We start from the raw sequence: 16,680 nt of genomic DNA on the forward strand, positions 1-16,680 counted from the left end.
TTTTATAAAGTTAATCTTTGAGAAAATAACTTAACAATTATTTTATATTTTTTGAATAATAAATTTTAATTTTTTTAGATCTTTATTAACCAATTATCAATTATCAATTGTCAATTATCAATTGAAAAAAGTTATTTAGCTTTTTTCTTAATCTCGATTAATTGGTAAATAAAGGGAAAAACAACTACCCCCATTAACTTCACAATTATAAGTAATTTTCCCATGATGAAGATAGGCTAATTGTTGGGATAAAGCTAACCCTAAACCTGTTCCTTTTTGATTAAATTTAAGACACTGATTAACATTATTAGATAATCTTTGAAAAGGTTTAAAAAGTTGACTTTCTTCTTCTTTTTTGATGCCAATACCCGTATCAATTACTGAAAAAATAATTTGACTATTTTCCGTCATAACTTTAAGGGTAATTGAGCCTTTTTCCGTAAATTTTACACTGTTAGAAAGTAAATTAATCAAAATTTGTTTTAAACGAATTTCATCAGCTATAATGGTTTGAATTTCCGTATTAATCAATAATAATAAATCTAAATTTTTAATTTTTGCCTGTTCTTCAATCATCATTATTACTTGTTCACATAGGTATTTGATGTTAATATTTGTTAAGATTAATTCTTCTTTTTGCTGATTAACTTTAAACAATTCTAACAAATCATTGACTAATGATAATAAATATTCTCCTGAGTTAAAAATTCTGGTGACATAATCTTTTTGTTTTGAATTTAATGAGCCATAAATTTCTTTTAATAACATTTGAGAAAACCCCACGATCGCACTGATTGGGGTTCGTAATTCATGACTAATATAAGAAGTTTTTAAGCTTAAATTTTCTTCTTGTTTTAAATAAAAATTTTCGATTTCTAATTGATCTTGATATAGGGCGATCGCTAAATGAATTGCGATTAATTTAATTGTTTCAATCTCTGATTTTTCCCATTGATAACTATTACTTTCTTGATATAAAAATAAGTTGCCTAAATAACAATTTTTATATTTTAAGGGAAAAATTAAGATTGTGAAAATTGGGAAATCTAAGTTAAATTTGGAATTATAAGAAGCAGAAGATACAATTAAATAATCTTCTTGAGTTAAATAATTTTTTTCTTGCTCAATAATCAAATCTGCTATTCTAAAAAAAAGATGATAAACTTCACTAACTTCAGACAAATTAGAAATATACTTTTTATCATTAAAAGATTGAATTAAACAATAATTAACATTTAATTCTTTAATAATTAAATTGACAAAGTTTTGACGGAGACAATCTAAATTTTCGATTGATTCCGTCAGTTTAATTATTAAATTAATAACTCTTTGTATCATCAAATTTTGTTGAGCCAGGATAATTAATAATTGTTTAAGGTAAAGTATAAAAGTTTTTGTCAATTATTTTTAGTTTAACTAATTTAAAGATAAATGTACAGTAATTGAGGATACACTTTTGCTAATTAGTATTTTCATAAATCAAATCAAATTTAGAAAAAGCCCCTCTCCAAAGGAAGAAGAAGGGGTTGAAAATGATAGTCAAAGATTAAATTATTTGATTTAAAAAGTTGAACTATTCCAGCCCCATAAATAACCTTGGGCATCGGCAAATTCTATATAAATTCGATTAGTTGGAACGCCCAAAAATTGATTGATTTTTTGACAAAAATCTTGACTCATGGCTTTAGTTTGATTAGCTGTCATTTTACCAATATTTTTGATTTCAATAAAACAAACTGGCTCAAAAGTTCCGCCGAAAGTCATAGCTAAGTTAGGCTCAAAAGCTGTCATAACATAGGCTTCAGGCTTTCCTAACTGTTTAGCTAAATTAGCAGATAGGGTAGTTAAAAGTTGATCTCCTACGGTTTTTTCTGGGGGGGTTACGGACGTTTTTACATGAATAAAAGGCATAATTTTAAATTTTTAATTTTAAATGATTTAATGGTTTAAATTATCAAAGTATAAAAGAAAAAAATGAAAGTGTCAATACTTTAAATTTAAGTAATTTAATATCTTTTTGTAAAAATGATCCCATAAACAATTCCGGTAATTAATGTTAATAAAAATAAAAGATGAATTAAACCTCCCGGAATAAAAGTTAATACGCCAAAACCCCTTAAGAAATAGAAAAATAAAGTGATGCCTAAAACGCCGAGAAATAAATATAAAAATTGTTTTGTGTCCGTGTTATAATTCATGTTTAATTAATCTTTAATTAATGATAAAAATGATTTCAAATTTCAAATATTAACTTTTATGTAAACTGATCTGATCGAAAATTAGAAAAATATTGCCAAGATCACAGTTCAATTTTTACTTTTTTAGTTATTACGAAAAACCTCTAGGACGACCTAAAGTAGTGATATATAAGACAGCTTCATCTACAGGAATACCCAAAACTTCGTTGACTTGATTATCAAAAAAACCGCCAATGCCACTTACTCCTAAGTCTAAATGAATCGCCCCTAAATTTAATCTTTCTCCTAAATTTCCCGCATCTAAATGTAAATAACGATAGGCTCGATCGCCATATTTAGTAATAGCTTTGTTTAAATCTGCGGTATGAAAAATAACTGCCGCCGCATCCCTGCCTAACTCTTGTCCCAGACATAAATAATGCAATTCTCTGCGAAAATTTTTAAAGCGAATTTGTCTTAATTCCTGTGCTTTTGGTGCATAATAATAACAGCCTTCTTCTAAACCATCTACTCCAGACACAGCGATAAAAGTTTCAATTAAATTATAGGTAAAATAATCGGGATTTTCTTCTAAATTTTGATTAAGATAATGTTCGGGATGATAAGTAAAATCTAATAAAGCATTTAACTCATTTTTGTTTAAATTAGCACCCGTATAAGCACGGGTAGAACGGCGATTTAAAATGGTGTTTTCTAAGCCTGATAATTGATTTTTCCAGTCAATTGGATTACTTTTTGTTGATACTTTTAAGCAAAAAGGAAAATTATATTTATCTTCTAAATAATTTTCTTCTTTGGTTTGATCCGTACCTATATCTGTATGAGAAATACAGGTTTGTTCATGGAAAAAATTTAATAATTCTCCATCTTTTAATTTAGGAAAGTTAGTAGTAATTTTAGAAGGTAAAGCGCTTAAAGTCGGAGTGAATTTATTTTCATTTTTACTCTTATCTTCTAAGGGAACAACCGTAATTGTGCCTTCTTGATTTTGATCTAAATATAATAGATCATTTAACATTTTATCTTGAAAACCACCAATTAAATAAGCACGATAATTATTAATCGAACTAGCCAATTCAATGTTACCTAATAAATGGCCAGTATCAAGTAAAACCCTACGATAAGCCCGATCTTCATAACGCCAAGCAGACCGATAAAAAATGGCCGTTGTGATTAAAGTTAAATCAGTTTTTTCTAAGATTGGATTATTAAAACAAGCTAACTGTAATTTTTGCCAAACTTGATCTTGCCAAAATAAAATTAAACTGTGAGTTTGGGGTTGATAACTATAAATTCCGGCGGGTAATAAGGTTGTTCCTCTTGAGATTAAATACACTTCGGCCGGATAAAGTCCCCCTGCGGAGGGAGAGGATCTTAAATAAATAAAAGAACCAAACATTGTTGGTAATTTTGCCGTTAAACCATAGCTACATAATAATAATTTAGATAGGCGGATCCACCCTTGAATTTCTAAATTATCATTGTCTTTAAATTCATCAGTTAAATAAGATTTTAAATCAAAAGTTGTGCCGATTTTATATTCTTTAAAAGGGATCGGTTGTTGACTCCAATCAATTTGTCGGCCTTTAGCATTAATAGTCTGGGGATCGTATTTTGTACGCTCATGATAATGATAAGCGATCGAGTTAGAAAAGTCAGTCATTTCGCAATCTCAATAGAAATCTTTTTATTATTATATCGCACAAAGCAATAGGGTGTTAGGGGGTGAGCGCAAACAAAAAAAAGAGAAGATTTTTAAAAATCTTCCCTCTTAAATTAAATTTAACAAGTAAAATTAGATCTGCTCTTGACGACGAGTAGTTTTGTCTCCAAGTTTTTGGAAGAAGCCCCATTCCACTTGTTCTTCAGATAATTCTGGGTCAACTCCGGCAAATACATCTCGGTACAGAGTACGAGCGCCATGCCAAATATGGCCAAAGAAGAAAAGTAATGCAAATACCGCATGACCAAAGGTAAACCAACCTCTGGGCGATGTGCGGAATACCCCGTCAGAATTGAGGGTTTCGATGTCAAAGTCAAAGGGTTCACCTAAGATCGCTTTACGCGCATAAGCTTTAACCGTTGCGGGGTCTTTAAAGGTTTGACCATCTAAAGCACCACCATAGAAGGAAACGCTTACACGAGCTTGTTCAAAACTGAACTTAGACTCAGCACGGCGGAAAGGAATATCCGCTTTAACATCACCATTTTCATCCGTTAAAACCACTGGGAAGGTTTCAAAGAAGTTAGACATCCGGCGAGCGGTTAAAACATTACCCTCTGCATCTTGAAATACAGGGTGTCCTAACCATTGTTTCGCAATACCGTCACCGCTATCCATTGCACCAGTACGGAATAAACCACCTTTAGCGGGGCTATTACCGATGTAGTCATAGAAAGCTAGTTTTTCGGGAATGCTATCCCATGCTTCACTTAAAGAAGCACCCTGTGCTAATTTAGCTTCAACACGGCTTTGGATCTCTTGTTGATAGAAGCCACGATCCCATTGATAACGGGTAGGGCCAAATAATTCCACAGGAGTGGCGGCATTACCATACCACATTGTTCCGGCTACCACGAAAGCGGCAAAGAAAACGGCGGCAATACTGCTAGATAATACGGTTTCAATGTTACCCATCCGTAAAGCTCGATAAAGTCTTTCGGGAGGACGTACACTTAAGTGGAATAAACCAGCAATAATACCCACAATCCCTGCGGCGATGTGGTGAGCCACAATACCACCTGGGTTATAGGGATCAAAACCGGCCGGCCCCCATTCAGGAGATACCGCTTGAACATGACCCGTTAAACCGTAAGGATCCGATACCCACATTCCAGGCCCCCAAACTCCGGTTAGGTGGAATGCACCAAAACCAAAGCAAAGTAAACCAGATAAGAATAAGTGAATACCAAACATTTTAGGAAGGTCAAGAGCGGGTTGTCCGGTACGATCATCTACGAATAGATCAAGATCCCAATAAACCCAGTGCCAAATGGCCGCTAAGAATAACATCCCAGACAGCACGATGTGCGCGATCGCCACACCTTCAAAAGACCAGTAACCAGGATCAGTTCCGGTTGCTCCGGTAATATCCCAACCGTTCCAAGAACCTGTAATACCTAAACGAGCCATGAAAGGAAGAACAAACATCCCTTGTCTCCACATGGGGTTTAAAACTGCATCACTGGGATCAAAAATTGCTAACTCATAAAGAGCCATTGAACCTGCCCAACCAGCCACCAGTGCGGTGTGCATCAGGTGAACTGCGATCAGACGACCCGGATCATTCAGGACGACTGTATGTACACGATACCAAGGTAGTCCCATTGACTACGATCCTCCTATTTGGATATTGTTTTACGCTTTGTCTAAGTTAGACTATTTTAGGATATATTAATTACTTTTTTAAAAAAGTTTAACCATTCTTAGACTTAATTGCAAGAAGATCAATTCTTCAAATGATTAAGTCAAAATAAAATTTTATCATTAATTAGATCATTTTTCGGCTTGATCAAAAAAGCAGACCTTTGAAAAGATCTGCTTTGTGACTGTTTATTATAATTTTGTGATTTTTTAATGATTAAATTACCATTCTATTTGAGAGGGTTGATAGGGTTCACCTTCAAAGGGTTGAACTCCTACTGAGGGGTATTCTAAGCGATTAGGGCTGAAAATTCTAGCGATCGCATCGGACAGAGATAGACTGAGATTATTCCACGTTTTAGCGATCCACATTTGTTGATTATTATTCATAACCATTTCCTCCTTGGCTACCTTGCTTATGTTGTTATGATCTTGTAATTATAAACTGAGCATTTAATAAAATCTTTGAGGATTGAATTTGCTCAAGATTATTTTTTGATTGATTCGATGATAGGCTGAAATTAAATTTTGATTGTTATTAAGTAATTAAACTTACTTCATCTATCTATTTTCTATAATATATATATCTGCTCCTTTTCTGACATCTTCTCAATATTTATTCTTATACTTTTACAAAACTTCAAAATAAAGCCCTTTTTTTCATTTTTTGATTAAGTTATATTAACTTTAATCTTAATTAAGGTGATTTATTTAGATTTATGTAAAGTTTTTGTAACAAAAATGAGATTTGTGATTAGTCACTGGTCATTTAGCAATCATGATTAGACTTGTTGCAAAATTTAGGTCATGATCATCAGTGATCCTGAGAAAAAACACAGCGATGGTTAACAATCAAAAATTAATATACCTTTTTCAAAAGTAATAAAAAAAACAACTTAAATCAATTCTTTAACAGTTTTGATAGATTATTATTTAGTTTACCTTTTTTCTGTCGCCTTTTCTGTGACTTGTGCAAGAAGTGTTTTATTCCCCCCGAAAAAACTTGATCAATAATGAAATGATAATGGTACAATGGGAGATTGCAGTTTAAATTTTATAGAAACAGAAAATCTCATTATGGCACTTACTCAAGAGCGTAAGCAAGAAATTATTGCACAATATCAAACTCATGAAACAGATACAGGTTCTGCTGATTTACAAATTGCGATGTTAACTAATCGGATTAATCAGTTATCTACTCATCTGAAAACCAACAAAAAAGATCACTCCTCCAGACGTGGTTTGTTAAAAATGATTGGTCATCGTAAGCGCTTATTAACTTTTGTTCATAACGAAAGCCCTGAGCGTTATAAAGCGTTAATTTCCCGTTTAGGTATTAGAGGTTAAGCTTAAGTTATTACTTAATCAAAGCTTATAGCTGTGGTTTTAGACTGAAGTTATAAGCTTATTCTTGGTTAATTTATTATTAGTTAATAGTTGACAATTGATAATTTTTTTATAAAGATAATTGTCAATTGTCCACTGTTAATTATCAATTTTAAATTTTTAAATTAAATAAATAATTAATATTAAAAAACCTTATGTCTTCTGGAAGTTCACAAGAAAAAATCCCGTTTGAACCCCGTCCAAAAAAGAAAAAGAATAAACCTCAAACTTCTGGAGCGGAAAGTCAAACTAATCAAACTAATAATCAATCTAAAAAAGTAGAACCTGTTAAAGTTACTACGGAAAATATTAATTCTGATCAGACTATTGTTGAGGAAAAAAAGGCTATTTCTGACAATAAAAATAAACAAAAAAATAAAAAGGAAAAAAAAGAAATTGATCGATCAGAAGTTACCCTTTCAGCTATTCCTGAAGTTGTGAGTAAAAGAATGATTAAAAGAATGGCCATTTTTTCAGGAGTACCAACTTTTCTAGGGTTTTTATCTTTTATTGCTTTTTATTTTGTGGTAACAAAAGGTAATTTAGAAATTCCAAATGTGGCGGTTTTAATTGTTAGTATTATCTTGTTTGGATCGGGATTTTTAGGTTTAAGTTATGGTATTTTTTCTACTTCATGGGATGAAAACCGTTTAGGCTCTCTCTTAGGTTTTGAAGAATTTAGCGTTAATTTTGGGCGTACTATTTCTGCTTGGAAAGATGCTAGAAAAAAAGCTAAAAATAAGAAAAATCAATCAAATTAGTTTTTAATTTTTAAGCCCCAAACCCTAAAGGGTAGGGCTATCTAAACAAAGTCTGCCTGCGCAGACTTCATTCTAGTCTGCACAGGCAGACTTTGTTTTTGTAGCATAAGGCTTCAGCCTTAATGAAATCATTAATTTAACTTATTTGGTAAAATTAGATTCATGTATCTTAATTATTTATTATTAAAAAATTTTCGTAATTATCATGATCAAATTGTTAAATTTTCAGAGAAAAAGACAATTATTTTAGGCAATAATGCGCAAGGAAAATCTAATTTATTAGAAGCCGTTGCTTTACTTTCTACTTTAAAAAGTCACCGCACCAGTAAAGATAAAGATTTAATTTTAGAAGGTCAAACGGAAAGTAAAATTGAGGCTATGTTAGAGCGAAAATATGGAAAATCAGAATTAGGTTTAATCTTAAGAAGTCAAGGGCGAAAAACTTTAATTTTAAATAAGGAAAATTTACGCAAACAAGTGGAATTTTTAGGTATATTAAATACCGTTCAATTTTCGAGTTTAGATTTAGATTTAGTGAGGGGATCCCCTGAATGTAGACGTAATTGGTTAGATAGTTTATTGATTCAAATTGAGCCAATTTACTCCTATATTTTAACCCAATATAATAATATTTTACGTCAAAGAAATGCACTTTTAAAAAAGATTAGAACTGCTTTAACTCAAGGGGAAAAAGATCTAATTATTTCTAATTATTTAACTGAACTTTCTTTGTGGAATGAACAATTAGCAGAATATGGCTCAAGAATAACGAGAAGAAGGGCAAGAGTTTTAACTAGAATTGCTCCTTTTGCTCAACATTGGCATAGTAATATTAGTGGCAAAAAAGAAGAATTAAAAATTATTTATCAACCCCATATTATTTGGACTGAAGATGATGCTAATTCCGTAAAACAAGCCTTTTTAAATAAGATTGAAGAAAGAAAAATGGCTGAACAATATCAAGGTAAAACTTTAGTTGGTATCCACCGAGATGAAATAGAATTAATAATTAATAATACTCCTGCTAGATCCTATGGCTCCCAAGGGCAACAAAGAACTTTAGTTTTAGCTTTAAAATTAGCTGAATTAAATTTAATTGAAACAGTAATTGGTGAGTCTCCATTATTATTATTAGATGATGTTTTAGCAGAATTAGATCCCCAACGTCAAAACTTTTTATTAGAGACAATTCAAGGTAATTTTCAAACTTTAATTACTACCACTCACCTTAATTCTTTTGATGCCCATTGGTTGAAAGAATCGCAAATTTTATCCGTTGAAGCAGGGAAAATTATTGACTTTTAAATGTAGCCATCAGTTTTTTTATTAGTAAAATGTTTTAAAAGTTGGGGATTTTAAATCCCCGACTTTTGTTGCTCTAATATTGGTTAGTAGAACTATAAAAAGAGGTTTTTTAAACCAAAAAAAATTAAATATCACCTCTAATTTCTTCTACTACCCCATCTCTAACCACAATTTCCACTTGTAATTTTTGAACCAAATTATCACCCTTTTCTAAACGGAAAAAGCTTTCCATTTGTCCTTGTAAAATCTCCTGTTCTAACTCTAAAGTTTGAGACTGTTGAAGTTGTTGGAGTGAACGATTTTTTTGTTCTAAAAGTTGACTTTTTTTCTGGTTAACTTGAGATTGAATCCCCTCAATTTGTTGTTGAATTTGAGCAGAAAGAGGCTGTAAACTTTGTTGTTTAAGTTCTGTAATTGCCCTTTGTCCTTGTAAGTCTAATTGTTGTAATTGAGTATCAATTTGACTAATTTGTTTTTGTAATTGATCCTGTACTTCCTCTTTCCAACGAGGTGTAACAATGACTTTGACGTTAATTGGACGTTTCAATAATAGTTGTTGTGTTTCTTCCATTGTAATATTGATCCTAAATTGGTTTGATTAAAAACTAACTATAATTATATTACCTAAATCTGTAATTTAACCATAAAAAAATAATGAACAATTATCTGTGAAAAAAGATAATTGTTCATTACTTTTAATTTGATCGAAAATAAAAACATCCTGAGTGTTTACTTATTCAGCAATTGAACGAATACTAACAGGTTCACTTGTATTATTCGTTTGTCCAATTTGACTATTATATAAGAAGGAAACCGCCCGACTATATTGGGGATCAGACTGGGTAGCGATTAAAGAGGGATTAACTTGTAAATTTTGTGCTTCATCTTGACTTAAATCAAGGGAAATATCAGGAGTGATCCCATGATGATTAATATTAACCCCACTGGGCAAGAAATAACGGGAAATTGTCACAGCTAATCCCGATCCATTTGACAAAGTATGAAGGGATTGAACTGTCCCTTTACCATAGGTTTGTGAGCCTACAATAGTGGCTCTTTTATTATCTTTTAAAGCCCCTGCTAAGATCTCACTGGCACTAGCCGAGTTACCATCCACTAAAACCACTAAGGGTAAATCCGTTAAAGCACTACGGTTAGCCGTAAATTCACGGTGTCCTCTTTCTGAATCATCCGTACTAACAATGAGACCTGAATCCATCCACATCCGTGCTATGTCCACACTGGCAAATAATAAGCCCCCCGGATTCCCTCTTAAATCTAACACAAAGGCCGAAGGCTCTTCTAAAGAAAGATTGTTAATCGCTTCTTTCATTTGTTCGGCCGCATGGGAGCTAAATTCATCTAATTTAATATAACCAATTTTCATTTGGTTTTCCCTTTTGAGGTTATAGGAGACAGACGGAAGTTCAATTTGAGCGCGTTTTAAAGTAAAATTCAATATTTGTCCATTGGGACGGGCAATTTGTAATTCCACCTCAGTGCCAATTTCTCCTTTGATTTCATCTGATGCCTGTTCTAAGGTCATTAAAGAGGTATTTTTGCCATTAATTTGTAGGATCCGATCGCCCTGTTTAATACCTGCCTCCCACGCAGGGGAATTTTCAATGGGTTCAACTACCATTAAATAATGTTTTTGCTCATCAAAATCAATCTTGATCCCCACCCCAGAAAGCTCTCCTGATGTTTGACTGGTTAAAACTTCAAATTCATCGGGGGTTAAAAAGCGAGTGTAAGGGTCGCCTAATAATCTTAAGGATTTCTTAATTTCTCGATAGGCTTCGTCATAAGAATGATAATCCTTATTTAATAATTCTTGACGCACTTTGAGCCATTCTACTTGATTAAAATTGCGATCGACAAATTCTTTGTTGACCAGTTGCCATACTTCGTCAACCAGTGCTTTAGGGCTATCTTCTAACTGGGCATTGACTCGATGGCTCAAACTGGGAGAAAGTAATGCACCTGTAGCTAGGGCGGCGATCGCACCGCCAAACAGAAAACCTTGGAATAAAGAGAGCTTGGGAGAGGAATGATTCATCATATCATCATGGGAGGTAGTTAAGGTTTTTTGTGTTTTGCTTGATGTTATTTATTTGAGTTGATTGTTGAGTTAAATCTTAATGAAAATGATTTTTTTTAGTAAAAAATACTTAATTCATTGATTTATTTTGAGCAATTTTTTTAACTAAATAAGTTAATTTTAACAACTACAAATAAACTATTAACAAAATTTAAGTTTGTTTGACTGTGATGGAGAGCAAACTTAAATCAGAAAGTTTTGATTAAATTCTTGTCTTCTATCATAACCAGATTTTTTAGTTCTTGGCTATGATTTGGATCGGAATTATGGTAAAAAAGTAAAAAATGTAAAAAAAGTTAACAAAGTCAAATTTTAGTTAATTATTTACCCATGACCTAGAGTAATATTTTGAGACCAAAAATTAAAGAATTTTTGTGACAGTTTAAACAGTGAACAGTGAACAGTAACCAGTGACCATTGACCACTTCAATTTATTGAAGGGTTTTTGTTAATAATAAAATTTATTAATCTATATAATTCATGATGGATGAAAAAAGTAAACCGTTAATGCCTCAATTTTCTAATGTAGACAAAAAATGGCTTGTGGCCTTAACTTTAATCTTGTTAGTTGTGTTAGGGGGGATCAGTCTCTATCGAGTCAGAGTTAGTAAAATTAAAAAGAATAGTCAAAAGGTTATTTCCACTGAGAAAATGATCCAGTCGGTGAGTGCTTTAGGGCGACTTGAGCCTCAAGGGGAAGTGATCAAATTGGCCGCTCCTCCCAACCAAGGGGGTTCAAAATTAATGGAATTATTTGTTAAGGAGGGGCAATGGGTTAAACAAGATCAATTGATCGGGATGTTGGACAGTTATCCCCGTCAAAAGGCGGATGTTGACTTGGCACAGCAAAAAGTTAAAGTTGCTCAGGCTAATTTAGAAATTGTTAAGGCGGGGGCTAAAATTGGGGAAATTAAGGCTCAAGAGGCCACGATCGAGCGTTTAAAAGCCGAGTTAGATGGTAAGATAATTACTAATCAAGCAGAAATAAAACGATTAAAAGCAGAATTAGAAGGACAAAAAGAAGAAAAATTAGCTAATACAGATCGGTTACAAGCCGAATTAAATAATGCACAAAGTGAGTTTAATCGGTATGAAAAGTTAGCGCAAGATCGAGTTATTTCTGAGTCAGAGTTAGATCGGCGTGTATTAACTTTAGAGACGGCGAGGGAAAAGTTAAAAGAGGCTCAAGCTAATTATGATCGGACTTTAAGCACTCTTGAACAACAAATTATTCAGGCTGAGGCTCAGGCACGGGAGGAGGAGTTAACTTTAGAAAAAGAAATTTTAGAAGCTCAGGCTATTTTAGCTAAAATTAAAGAAATTCGCCCTGTAGATTTACAAAAATCTCAATCAGAATTAGATCAATCGTTAGCAGAATTAAATCAAGCTCAAGAGGATTTAGAATTGGCTTATGTCCGCTCATCAGTAGCGGGAAAGGTCTTAAAAATTAATAGTTATCCGGGGGAAAATGTGGATCAAAATTCAGGTATTATTGAGTTAGGACAGACTGATCAAATGTTAGCGATCGCTGAGGTTTATGAAAGTGAAATTAGTAAAGTTAAAATAGGACAAAAAGCAATTGTTACCAGTGAAAGTGGTGCTTTTTCTGAAAAATTAGCGGGAGAAGTGATTGAAATTGGTCAACAAATTGGTAAAAAAGAAGTTTTAAATACGGATCCGGCCGCCGATGTGGATGTGAGAGTTGTGGAGGTTAAAATATTATTAAAACCTGAATTTAGTAAAATTGTTGCTGATTTAACTTATTCTAAAGTTATTGTGCAAATTTTACTTTGATAGACTTTTTACATCGTCAAAACTGTTAAAGTTTTTTGACGAATAACGAATAACAAATAACAAATAACTATTTATCAATAAATTTTAATTGTAAAATGAAATTACCTTTAGCTTGGTTACAAATTTCCTACGAAAAAATGCGATTATTAATTGCGATCGCTGGTATATCTTTTGCCGATTTATTAATGTTTATGCAATTAGGTTTTAGGGATGCTTTATTGCAAAGTTCGATCCGTTTACATAATGCTTTAGCAGGGGATGTTTTTTTAATTAGTAGTCAAACAAATTCCGTTGTCGCAACTCAAACTTTTTCCCAAAGAAGGTTATATGAAGCGATGGGAGTTAAAGGAGTAAAATCAGCGAATCCTTTTTATATTAGTTTAGGACAGTTTAAAAACCCAGATAAAGGCACTAATCGCACTATTTTTATTTTTGCATTTAATCCCAATCATGACATAGTTAATTTTCCCGGAATTAAAGAAAATACACATTTTTTATTATTAGAAGATACCTATTTATTTGATCGAAAATCTCGTAAAGATTTTGGGGATATTCCTAAATATATTGAGCAAGAAACACAGGTCAAAACTGAATTAAGTCGTAAAGAAATTACGATCAAAGGTTTATTTGAAATGGGATCATCTTTTGGGGCTGATGGTAATATTATTACCAGTGATGTTAACTTTTTTCTATTATTTCCTAATCGAAATCAAGGATTAATAGATATTGGTATTTTAGAATTAGAAAAAGATGCTAATTTACAACAAATTGTAACAGTTTTAAGGGAAAAATTACCCAAAGATGTGCATATTTTTTCTAGGGCGGAATTTATTGCTTATGAAAAACATTATTGGATGACTCGCACGGCGATCGGCTTTGTTTTTACCCTTGGCACGGTGATGGGTTTTATTGTTGGGACAGTCATTGTTTATCAAATTTTATATAGTAACGTAGCGGATCATTTACCAGAATATGCAACAATGAAAGCAATGGGTTATGGTGAATTTTATTTCTTAGTGGTGGTTTTTCAACAGTCAATAATTCTGGCATTTGTAGGATTTTTCCCCGGAATGTTTGTTTCACGTTTATTATATATTTTTACGGCTCAATCTACTGGTTTACCTTTAGCTATGACCTTATATCGTGCCAGTTCTGTTTTAATTTTAACCTTAATTATGTGTATTATTTCCGGCTCGATCGCCGTTAAAAAATTAAGTGATGCTGACCCAGCCGATATATTTTAATAAGTTATAAATAATAAGTAATAATTAATAATTATTACTTATTTTTGAGGCTCAACTTTAAAGTTTAAAATGTTGAATTTTAGTCTGTATTTTCTTCCTCCAAAGCAGGTAATTCTAAACAATATCCCGCCCCGTAAACTGTTTTAATATAACGGGGATGACGAGGATCAGGTTCTAATTTAGTTCTTAAATGGCGAATATGTACCCTAATGGTTTCTATATCATCATTGGGATCATAACCCCAAACTTCCCTTAAAATATCACTAGGGGAAACAGTTTGACCATGACGTTGTAATAAACAATGTAACAACTCAAACTCTAAATGAGTTAATTTGATCGTTTCCTCAAACCAGATCGCTTCAAAACGCTCAGGAATTAAGGTTAAATGACCATAATTTAAAATTTCTGAATGTTTAGCCGCTTGGGGCATTCGATCGCTACGGCGCAATAACGCCCTCACCCTAGCTAACATTTCTTCCACTTCAAAAGGTTTAGTTAAATAGTCATCAGCCCCCGCATTAAAACCTTCCACTTTATCTTGAGTTTGACCTAAAGCAGTTAACATTAAAATGGGAATATCAGATGTTCTTTCATCACGGCGGATCCTTTGACAGACGGTAAAACCATCCACTTTAGGTAACATTAAATCTAACATAATCAGGTCGGGCTGAATTTGCAAAGCTAAAGCTTGACCTTTAATGCCGTCTTCCGCTTGAGTGACGGCATAACCAGCCATTTCCAGATTAATAGAGACTAACTCAGCGATCGCTGGATCGTCATCTATAACAAGTATTCTGGGCATCATTTAAAATAATTTTTTTTATAAGGTTATGAAAAGGACTTTATTTAAGAAATATAAAGTATACTTCACAAATTATATGCAATAAGTTTGTTTTTTCCAAAAAAATCTTTAAATTTTGTTAATTGTTAATTGTTATTAAGGAAATTGGTTAATTTTGACCAATTTCCTTGATTTCAGATTGAAGTAGGGCTAATTGTCACTTGTTGAAGACTATTGAGGATCTTTTTGTGTTTTCCCATAGCCAAACCAAGTATAGGGAGGGTTTTGATAATGTTGTTTTAAAACCCCTTCCACATCGGCCATTGTACCATGAGGGTCAACCCAACCCCCGTCAAGATCAGGGAAATCAATTTTACAATTTTCGCATTTTTTCCCGTCATAAAAACGGATCGGACACCAAAATGATTCCACATTGCGCAACATTTCCGCCCCTAAAGCATAAACTCCGGTCATCCAATCACAATATAAACACCAGATTAAATCATGACCGACTAAACCTTCAAATTTTTGACGGCTGACGTTAACCCATTCACTATGTTTATAATCGGGAAAATCTAACACCCATACTAAAATGGGATAGGCCACAAATTCGGCCAAACGAATTACCACAAATGCCGGAAGTGCGATCAATGTAGCCCATAAAGCGATATAATTACGCCACCAACCAAATTTTTGATTAACAAATTTAATTATTCTGGGGCCTTTTACCGCTTCTTGATGGGTTAATTCATGAATAAAAATCCATGTTTGCATGGCAATAATTTGAGCGCCTAAAGTGACGATCAAACCTCGCCAAGAGCCAAAATAAATACCTCCCACCCAAGGAAGCCAAATAATTAAAGAGACAATTAAATCTAAATTAGGGGCTTTAGTGCAGATTTCACTAATGTTTTTGCCTATTGTCCCCAGATGGGGGATAATTGACAAAAATAGGATAATTAAGGCTTCTAAAGCTAAGACTGAGAAAAAAATTGTGGTTAATAAATTCATTTTTTTAAATCCTTATTTTTGATATTTGCTTTAGTTTTTACTGAGGGTAAGCAACTAAAGCGAAAATCTTTTCTTAATGATCCTGTTGTAACATCTAATACTGAAATATGACTAATTTATCGGCCGAACAATATCAAAAGAAAATGCAACGGCGTAAGGAAGTGCAAGAGGCACGTTTAGCACAGGCTAAGGCTCAAAAAGGCTTAATTATTGTTCATACTGGTAATGGTAAGGGCAAGACAACTGCGGCTTTGGGCATGGTTTTACGCTCGTTAGGCCATGGTTATCAAGTGGCGATCGTTCAGTTTATTAAGGGGGCATGGGAGCCGGCCGAAAAGGCGGTGTTGAGTCAATGGGAAAATCAATTAAAGTTTTATGCGATGGGTGAGGGTTTTACATGGGAAACTCAAGATCGGGAAAGGGATATAAAAAAAGCTGAGGAAGCATGGTTACAGGCTTTAGAATTAATCCGTAATCCTGATTATCAATTAGTATTATTAGATGAGATTAATGTGGCTTTAAAGTTGGGTTATTTATCGGTGGAAAAAGTGTTAGAAGGTTTAAGGGAAAAACCGGAATTTAATCATGTTATTTTAACGGGAAGGGGCGCTCCTTTAGAGTTAATTGAAAAGGCTGATCTTGTCACGGAAATGACTTTAATTAAACATCCTTTTAAGGAGCAAAATGTTAAGGCTCAAGCGGGTATTGAATATTAAATTGATTGAATTTTCTACC

At 33.0% G+C, this 16,680-nt stretch carries 16 protein-coding genes; 6 read left to right on the forward strand and 10 right to left on the reverse strand.

Annotation, left to right across the window (positions count from 1 at the left end):
- Positions 1 to 147 precede the first annotated feature (147 nt).
- The 6 genes from Anndu_RS04165 to Anndu_RS04190 all read right to left on the reverse strand — a co-directional run bounded on the left by Anndu_RS04165 (position 148) and on the right by Anndu_RS04190 (position 5,952).
- Positions 148 to 1,338 carry a sensor histidine kinase gene (locus Anndu_RS04165; RefSeq protein ID WP_464103162.1) on the reverse strand — a complete coding sequence of 397 codons (1,191 nt, stop codon included), beginning with the start codon at positions 1,336 to 1,338 and terminating at the stop codon, positions 148 to 150.
- Positions 1,339 to 1,560: 222 nt separating this feature from the next.
- Positions 1,561 to 1,911: a phenylpyruvate tautomerase MIF-related protein gene (locus tag Anndu_RS04170; RefSeq protein ID WP_464103163.1), complete on the reverse strand. Its 351-nt coding sequence runs from the start codon at positions 1,909 to 1,911 to the stop codon at positions 1,561 to 1,563.
- 95 nt (positions 1,912 to 2,006) lie between these two features.
- A complete protein-coding gene (locus tag Anndu_RS04175) occupies positions 2,007 to 2,198 on the reverse strand; it encodes a hypothetical protein (RefSeq protein WP_464103164.1) in 192 nt (63 codons plus the stop codon).
- 130 nt (positions 2,199 to 2,328) lie between these two features.
- A complete protein-coding gene (locus tag Anndu_RS04180) occupies positions 2,329 to 3,861 on the reverse strand; it encodes a SagB/ThcOx family dehydrogenase (RefSeq protein ID WP_464103165.1) in 1,533 nt (510 codons plus the stop codon).
- 132 nt (positions 3,862 to 3,993) lie between these two features.
- Complete coding sequence (gene psbB / locus Anndu_RS04185) at positions 3,994 to 5,526, reverse strand: photosystem II chlorophyll-binding protein CP47 (protein ID WP_464103166.1); 1,533 nt, start codon at positions 5,524 to 5,526, stop codon at positions 3,994 to 3,996.
- Positions 5,527 to 5,784: 258 nt separating this feature from the next.
- Positions 5,785 to 5,952, reverse strand: coding sequence for an isochorismate synthase (locus tag Anndu_RS04190; RefSeq protein WP_464103167.1), 168 nt, complete (start codon positions 5,950 to 5,952; stop codon positions 5,785 to 5,787).
- 687 nt (positions 5,953 to 6,639) lie between these two features.
- Here Anndu_RS04190 and rpsO point away from each other — a divergent pair.
- From rpsO to recF, 3 genes are all read left to right on the forward strand, one after another.
- Positions 6,640 to 6,909 carry a 30S ribosomal protein S15 gene (gene rpsO, locus Anndu_RS04195; protein ID WP_464103168.1) on the forward strand — a complete coding sequence of 90 codons (270 nt, stop codon included), beginning with the start codon at positions 6,640 to 6,642 and terminating at the stop codon, positions 6,907 to 6,909.
- Positions 6,910 to 7,103: 194 nt separating this feature from the next.
- The gene (locus Anndu_RS04200; protein WP_464103169.1) at positions 7,104 to 7,709 is read left to right on the forward strand and encodes a photosystem II biosynthesis protein; all 606 of its coding nucleotides are present in this window, start codon (positions 7,104 to 7,106) and stop codon (positions 7,707 to 7,709) included.
- Between the two features lie 162 nt (positions 7,710 to 7,871).
- A complete protein-coding gene (gene recF / locus Anndu_RS04205; protein ID WP_464103170.1) occupies positions 7,872 to 9,014 on the forward strand; it encodes a DNA replication/repair protein RecF in 1,143 nt (380 codons plus the stop codon).
- A gap of 124 nt (positions 9,015 to 9,138) precedes the next feature.
- Here the strand turns inward: recF and Anndu_RS04210 are convergent, their stop codons facing one another.
- Complete coding sequence (locus tag Anndu_RS04210; protein ID WP_464103171.1) at positions 9,139 to 9,585, reverse strand: YlqD family protein; 447 nt, start codon at positions 9,583 to 9,585, stop codon at positions 9,139 to 9,141.
- A gap of 162 nt (positions 9,586 to 9,747) precedes the next feature.
- The gene (ctpB, locus tag Anndu_RS04215) at positions 9,748 to 11,073 is read right to left on the reverse strand and encodes a carboxyl-terminal processing protease CtpB (protein WP_464104031.1); all 1,326 of its coding nucleotides are present in this window, start codon (positions 11,071 to 11,073) and stop codon (positions 9,748 to 9,750) included.
- Between the two features lie 522 nt (positions 11,074 to 11,595).
- Here ctpB and Anndu_RS04220 point away from each other — a divergent pair.
- Together Anndu_RS04220 and devC are read left to right on the forward strand one after the other, a co-directional pair.
- Entirely contained in the window at positions 11,596 to 12,909 is a 1,314-nt protein-coding gene (locus Anndu_RS04220; protein ID WP_464103172.1) for an HlyD family secretion protein, read from the forward strand.
- Positions 12,910 to 13,004: 95 nt separating this feature from the next.
- Positions 13,005 to 14,153 carry an ABC transporter permease DevC gene (gene devC, locus Anndu_RS04225; protein ID WP_464103173.1) on the forward strand — a complete coding sequence of 383 codons (1,149 nt, stop codon included), beginning with the start codon at positions 13,005 to 13,007 and terminating at the stop codon, positions 14,151 to 14,153.
- A gap of 79 nt (positions 14,154 to 14,232) precedes the next feature.
- On the opposite strand, the gene Anndu_RS04230 is transcribed toward devC, so the two are convergent.
- Together Anndu_RS04230 and Anndu_RS04235 are read right to left on the reverse strand one after the other, a co-directional pair.
- Complete coding sequence (locus Anndu_RS04230) at positions 14,233 to 14,955, reverse strand: response regulator transcription factor (RefSeq protein ID WP_464104032.1); 723 nt, start codon at positions 14,953 to 14,955, stop codon at positions 14,233 to 14,235.
- Positions 14,956 to 15,165: 210 nt separating this feature from the next.
- Positions 15,166 to 15,945, reverse strand: a complete 780-nt coding sequence (locus tag Anndu_RS04235; protein WP_464103174.1) for a hypothetical protein — start codon at positions 15,943 to 15,945, stop codon at positions 15,166 to 15,168.
- A gap of 107 nt (positions 15,946 to 16,052) precedes the next feature.
- Between Anndu_RS04235 and cobO the strand changes: the two genes are divergently transcribed.
- A complete protein-coding gene (gene cobO, locus Anndu_RS04240; protein ID WP_464103175.1) occupies positions 16,053 to 16,661 on the forward strand; it encodes a cob(I)yrinic acid a,c-diamide adenosyltransferase in 609 nt (202 codons plus the stop codon).
- The last annotated feature ends 19 nt before the right edge of the window (positions 16,662 to 16,680 follow it).

It is taken from the genome of Annamia dubia NIES-4383 (assembly GCF_055394725.1).

Coding starts and splice junctions, on each gene's coding strand:
- Anndu_RS04165 (WP_464103162.1), bottom strand. CDS start 1,338: ATGATACAAAGAGTTATTAATTTAATAATTAAACTGACGGAATCAATC.
- Anndu_RS04170 (WP_464103163.1), bottom strand. CDS start 1,911: ATGCCTTTTATTCATGTAAAAACGTCCGTAACCCCCCCAGAAAAAACC.
- Anndu_RS04175 (WP_464103164.1), bottom strand. CDS start 2,198: ATGAATTATAACACGGACACAAAACAATTTTTATATTTATTTCTCGGC.
- Anndu_RS04180 (WP_464103165.1), bottom strand. CDS start 3,861: ATGACTGACTTTTCTAACTCGATCGCTTATCATTATCATGAGCGTACA.
- psbB (WP_464103166.1), bottom strand. CDS start 5,526: ATGGGACTACCTTGGTATCGTGTACATACAGTCGTCCTGAATGATCCG.
- Anndu_RS04190 (WP_464103167.1), bottom strand. CDS start 5,952: ATGAATAATAATCAACAAATGTGGATCGCTAAAACGTGGAATAATCTC.
- rpsO (WP_464103168.1), top strand. CDS start 6,640: ATGGCACTTACTCAAGAGCGTAAGCAAGAAATTATTGCACAATATCAA.
- Anndu_RS04200 (WP_464103169.1), top strand. CDS start 7,104: ATGTCTTCTGGAAGTTCACAAGAAAAAATCCCGTTTGAACCCCGTCCA.
- recF (WP_464103170.1), top strand. CDS start 7,872: ATGTATCTTAATTATTTATTATTAAAAAATTTTCGTAATTATCATGAT.
- Anndu_RS04210 (WP_464103171.1), bottom strand. CDS start 9,585: ATGGAAGAAACACAACAACTATTATTGAAACGTCCAATTAACGTCAAA.
- ctpB (WP_464104031.1), bottom strand. CDS start 11,073: ATGAATCATTCCTCTCCCAAGCTCTCTTTATTCCAAGGTTTTCTGTTT.
- Anndu_RS04220 (WP_464103172.1), top strand. CDS start 11,596: ATGATGGATGAAAAAAGTAAACCGTTAATGCCTCAATTTTCTAATGTA.
- devC (WP_464103173.1), top strand. CDS start 13,005: ATGAAATTACCTTTAGCTTGGTTACAAATTTCCTACGAAAAAATGCGA.
- Anndu_RS04230 (WP_464104032.1), bottom strand. CDS start 14,955: ATGCCCAGAATACTTGTTATAGATGACGATCCAGCGATCGCTGAGTTA.
- Anndu_RS04235 (WP_464103174.1), bottom strand. CDS start 15,945: ATGAATTTATTAACCACAATTTTTTTCTCAGTCTTAGCTTTAGAAGCC.
- cobO (WP_464103175.1), top strand. CDS start 16,053: ATGACTAATTTATCGGCCGAACAATATCAAAAGAAAATGCAACGGCGT.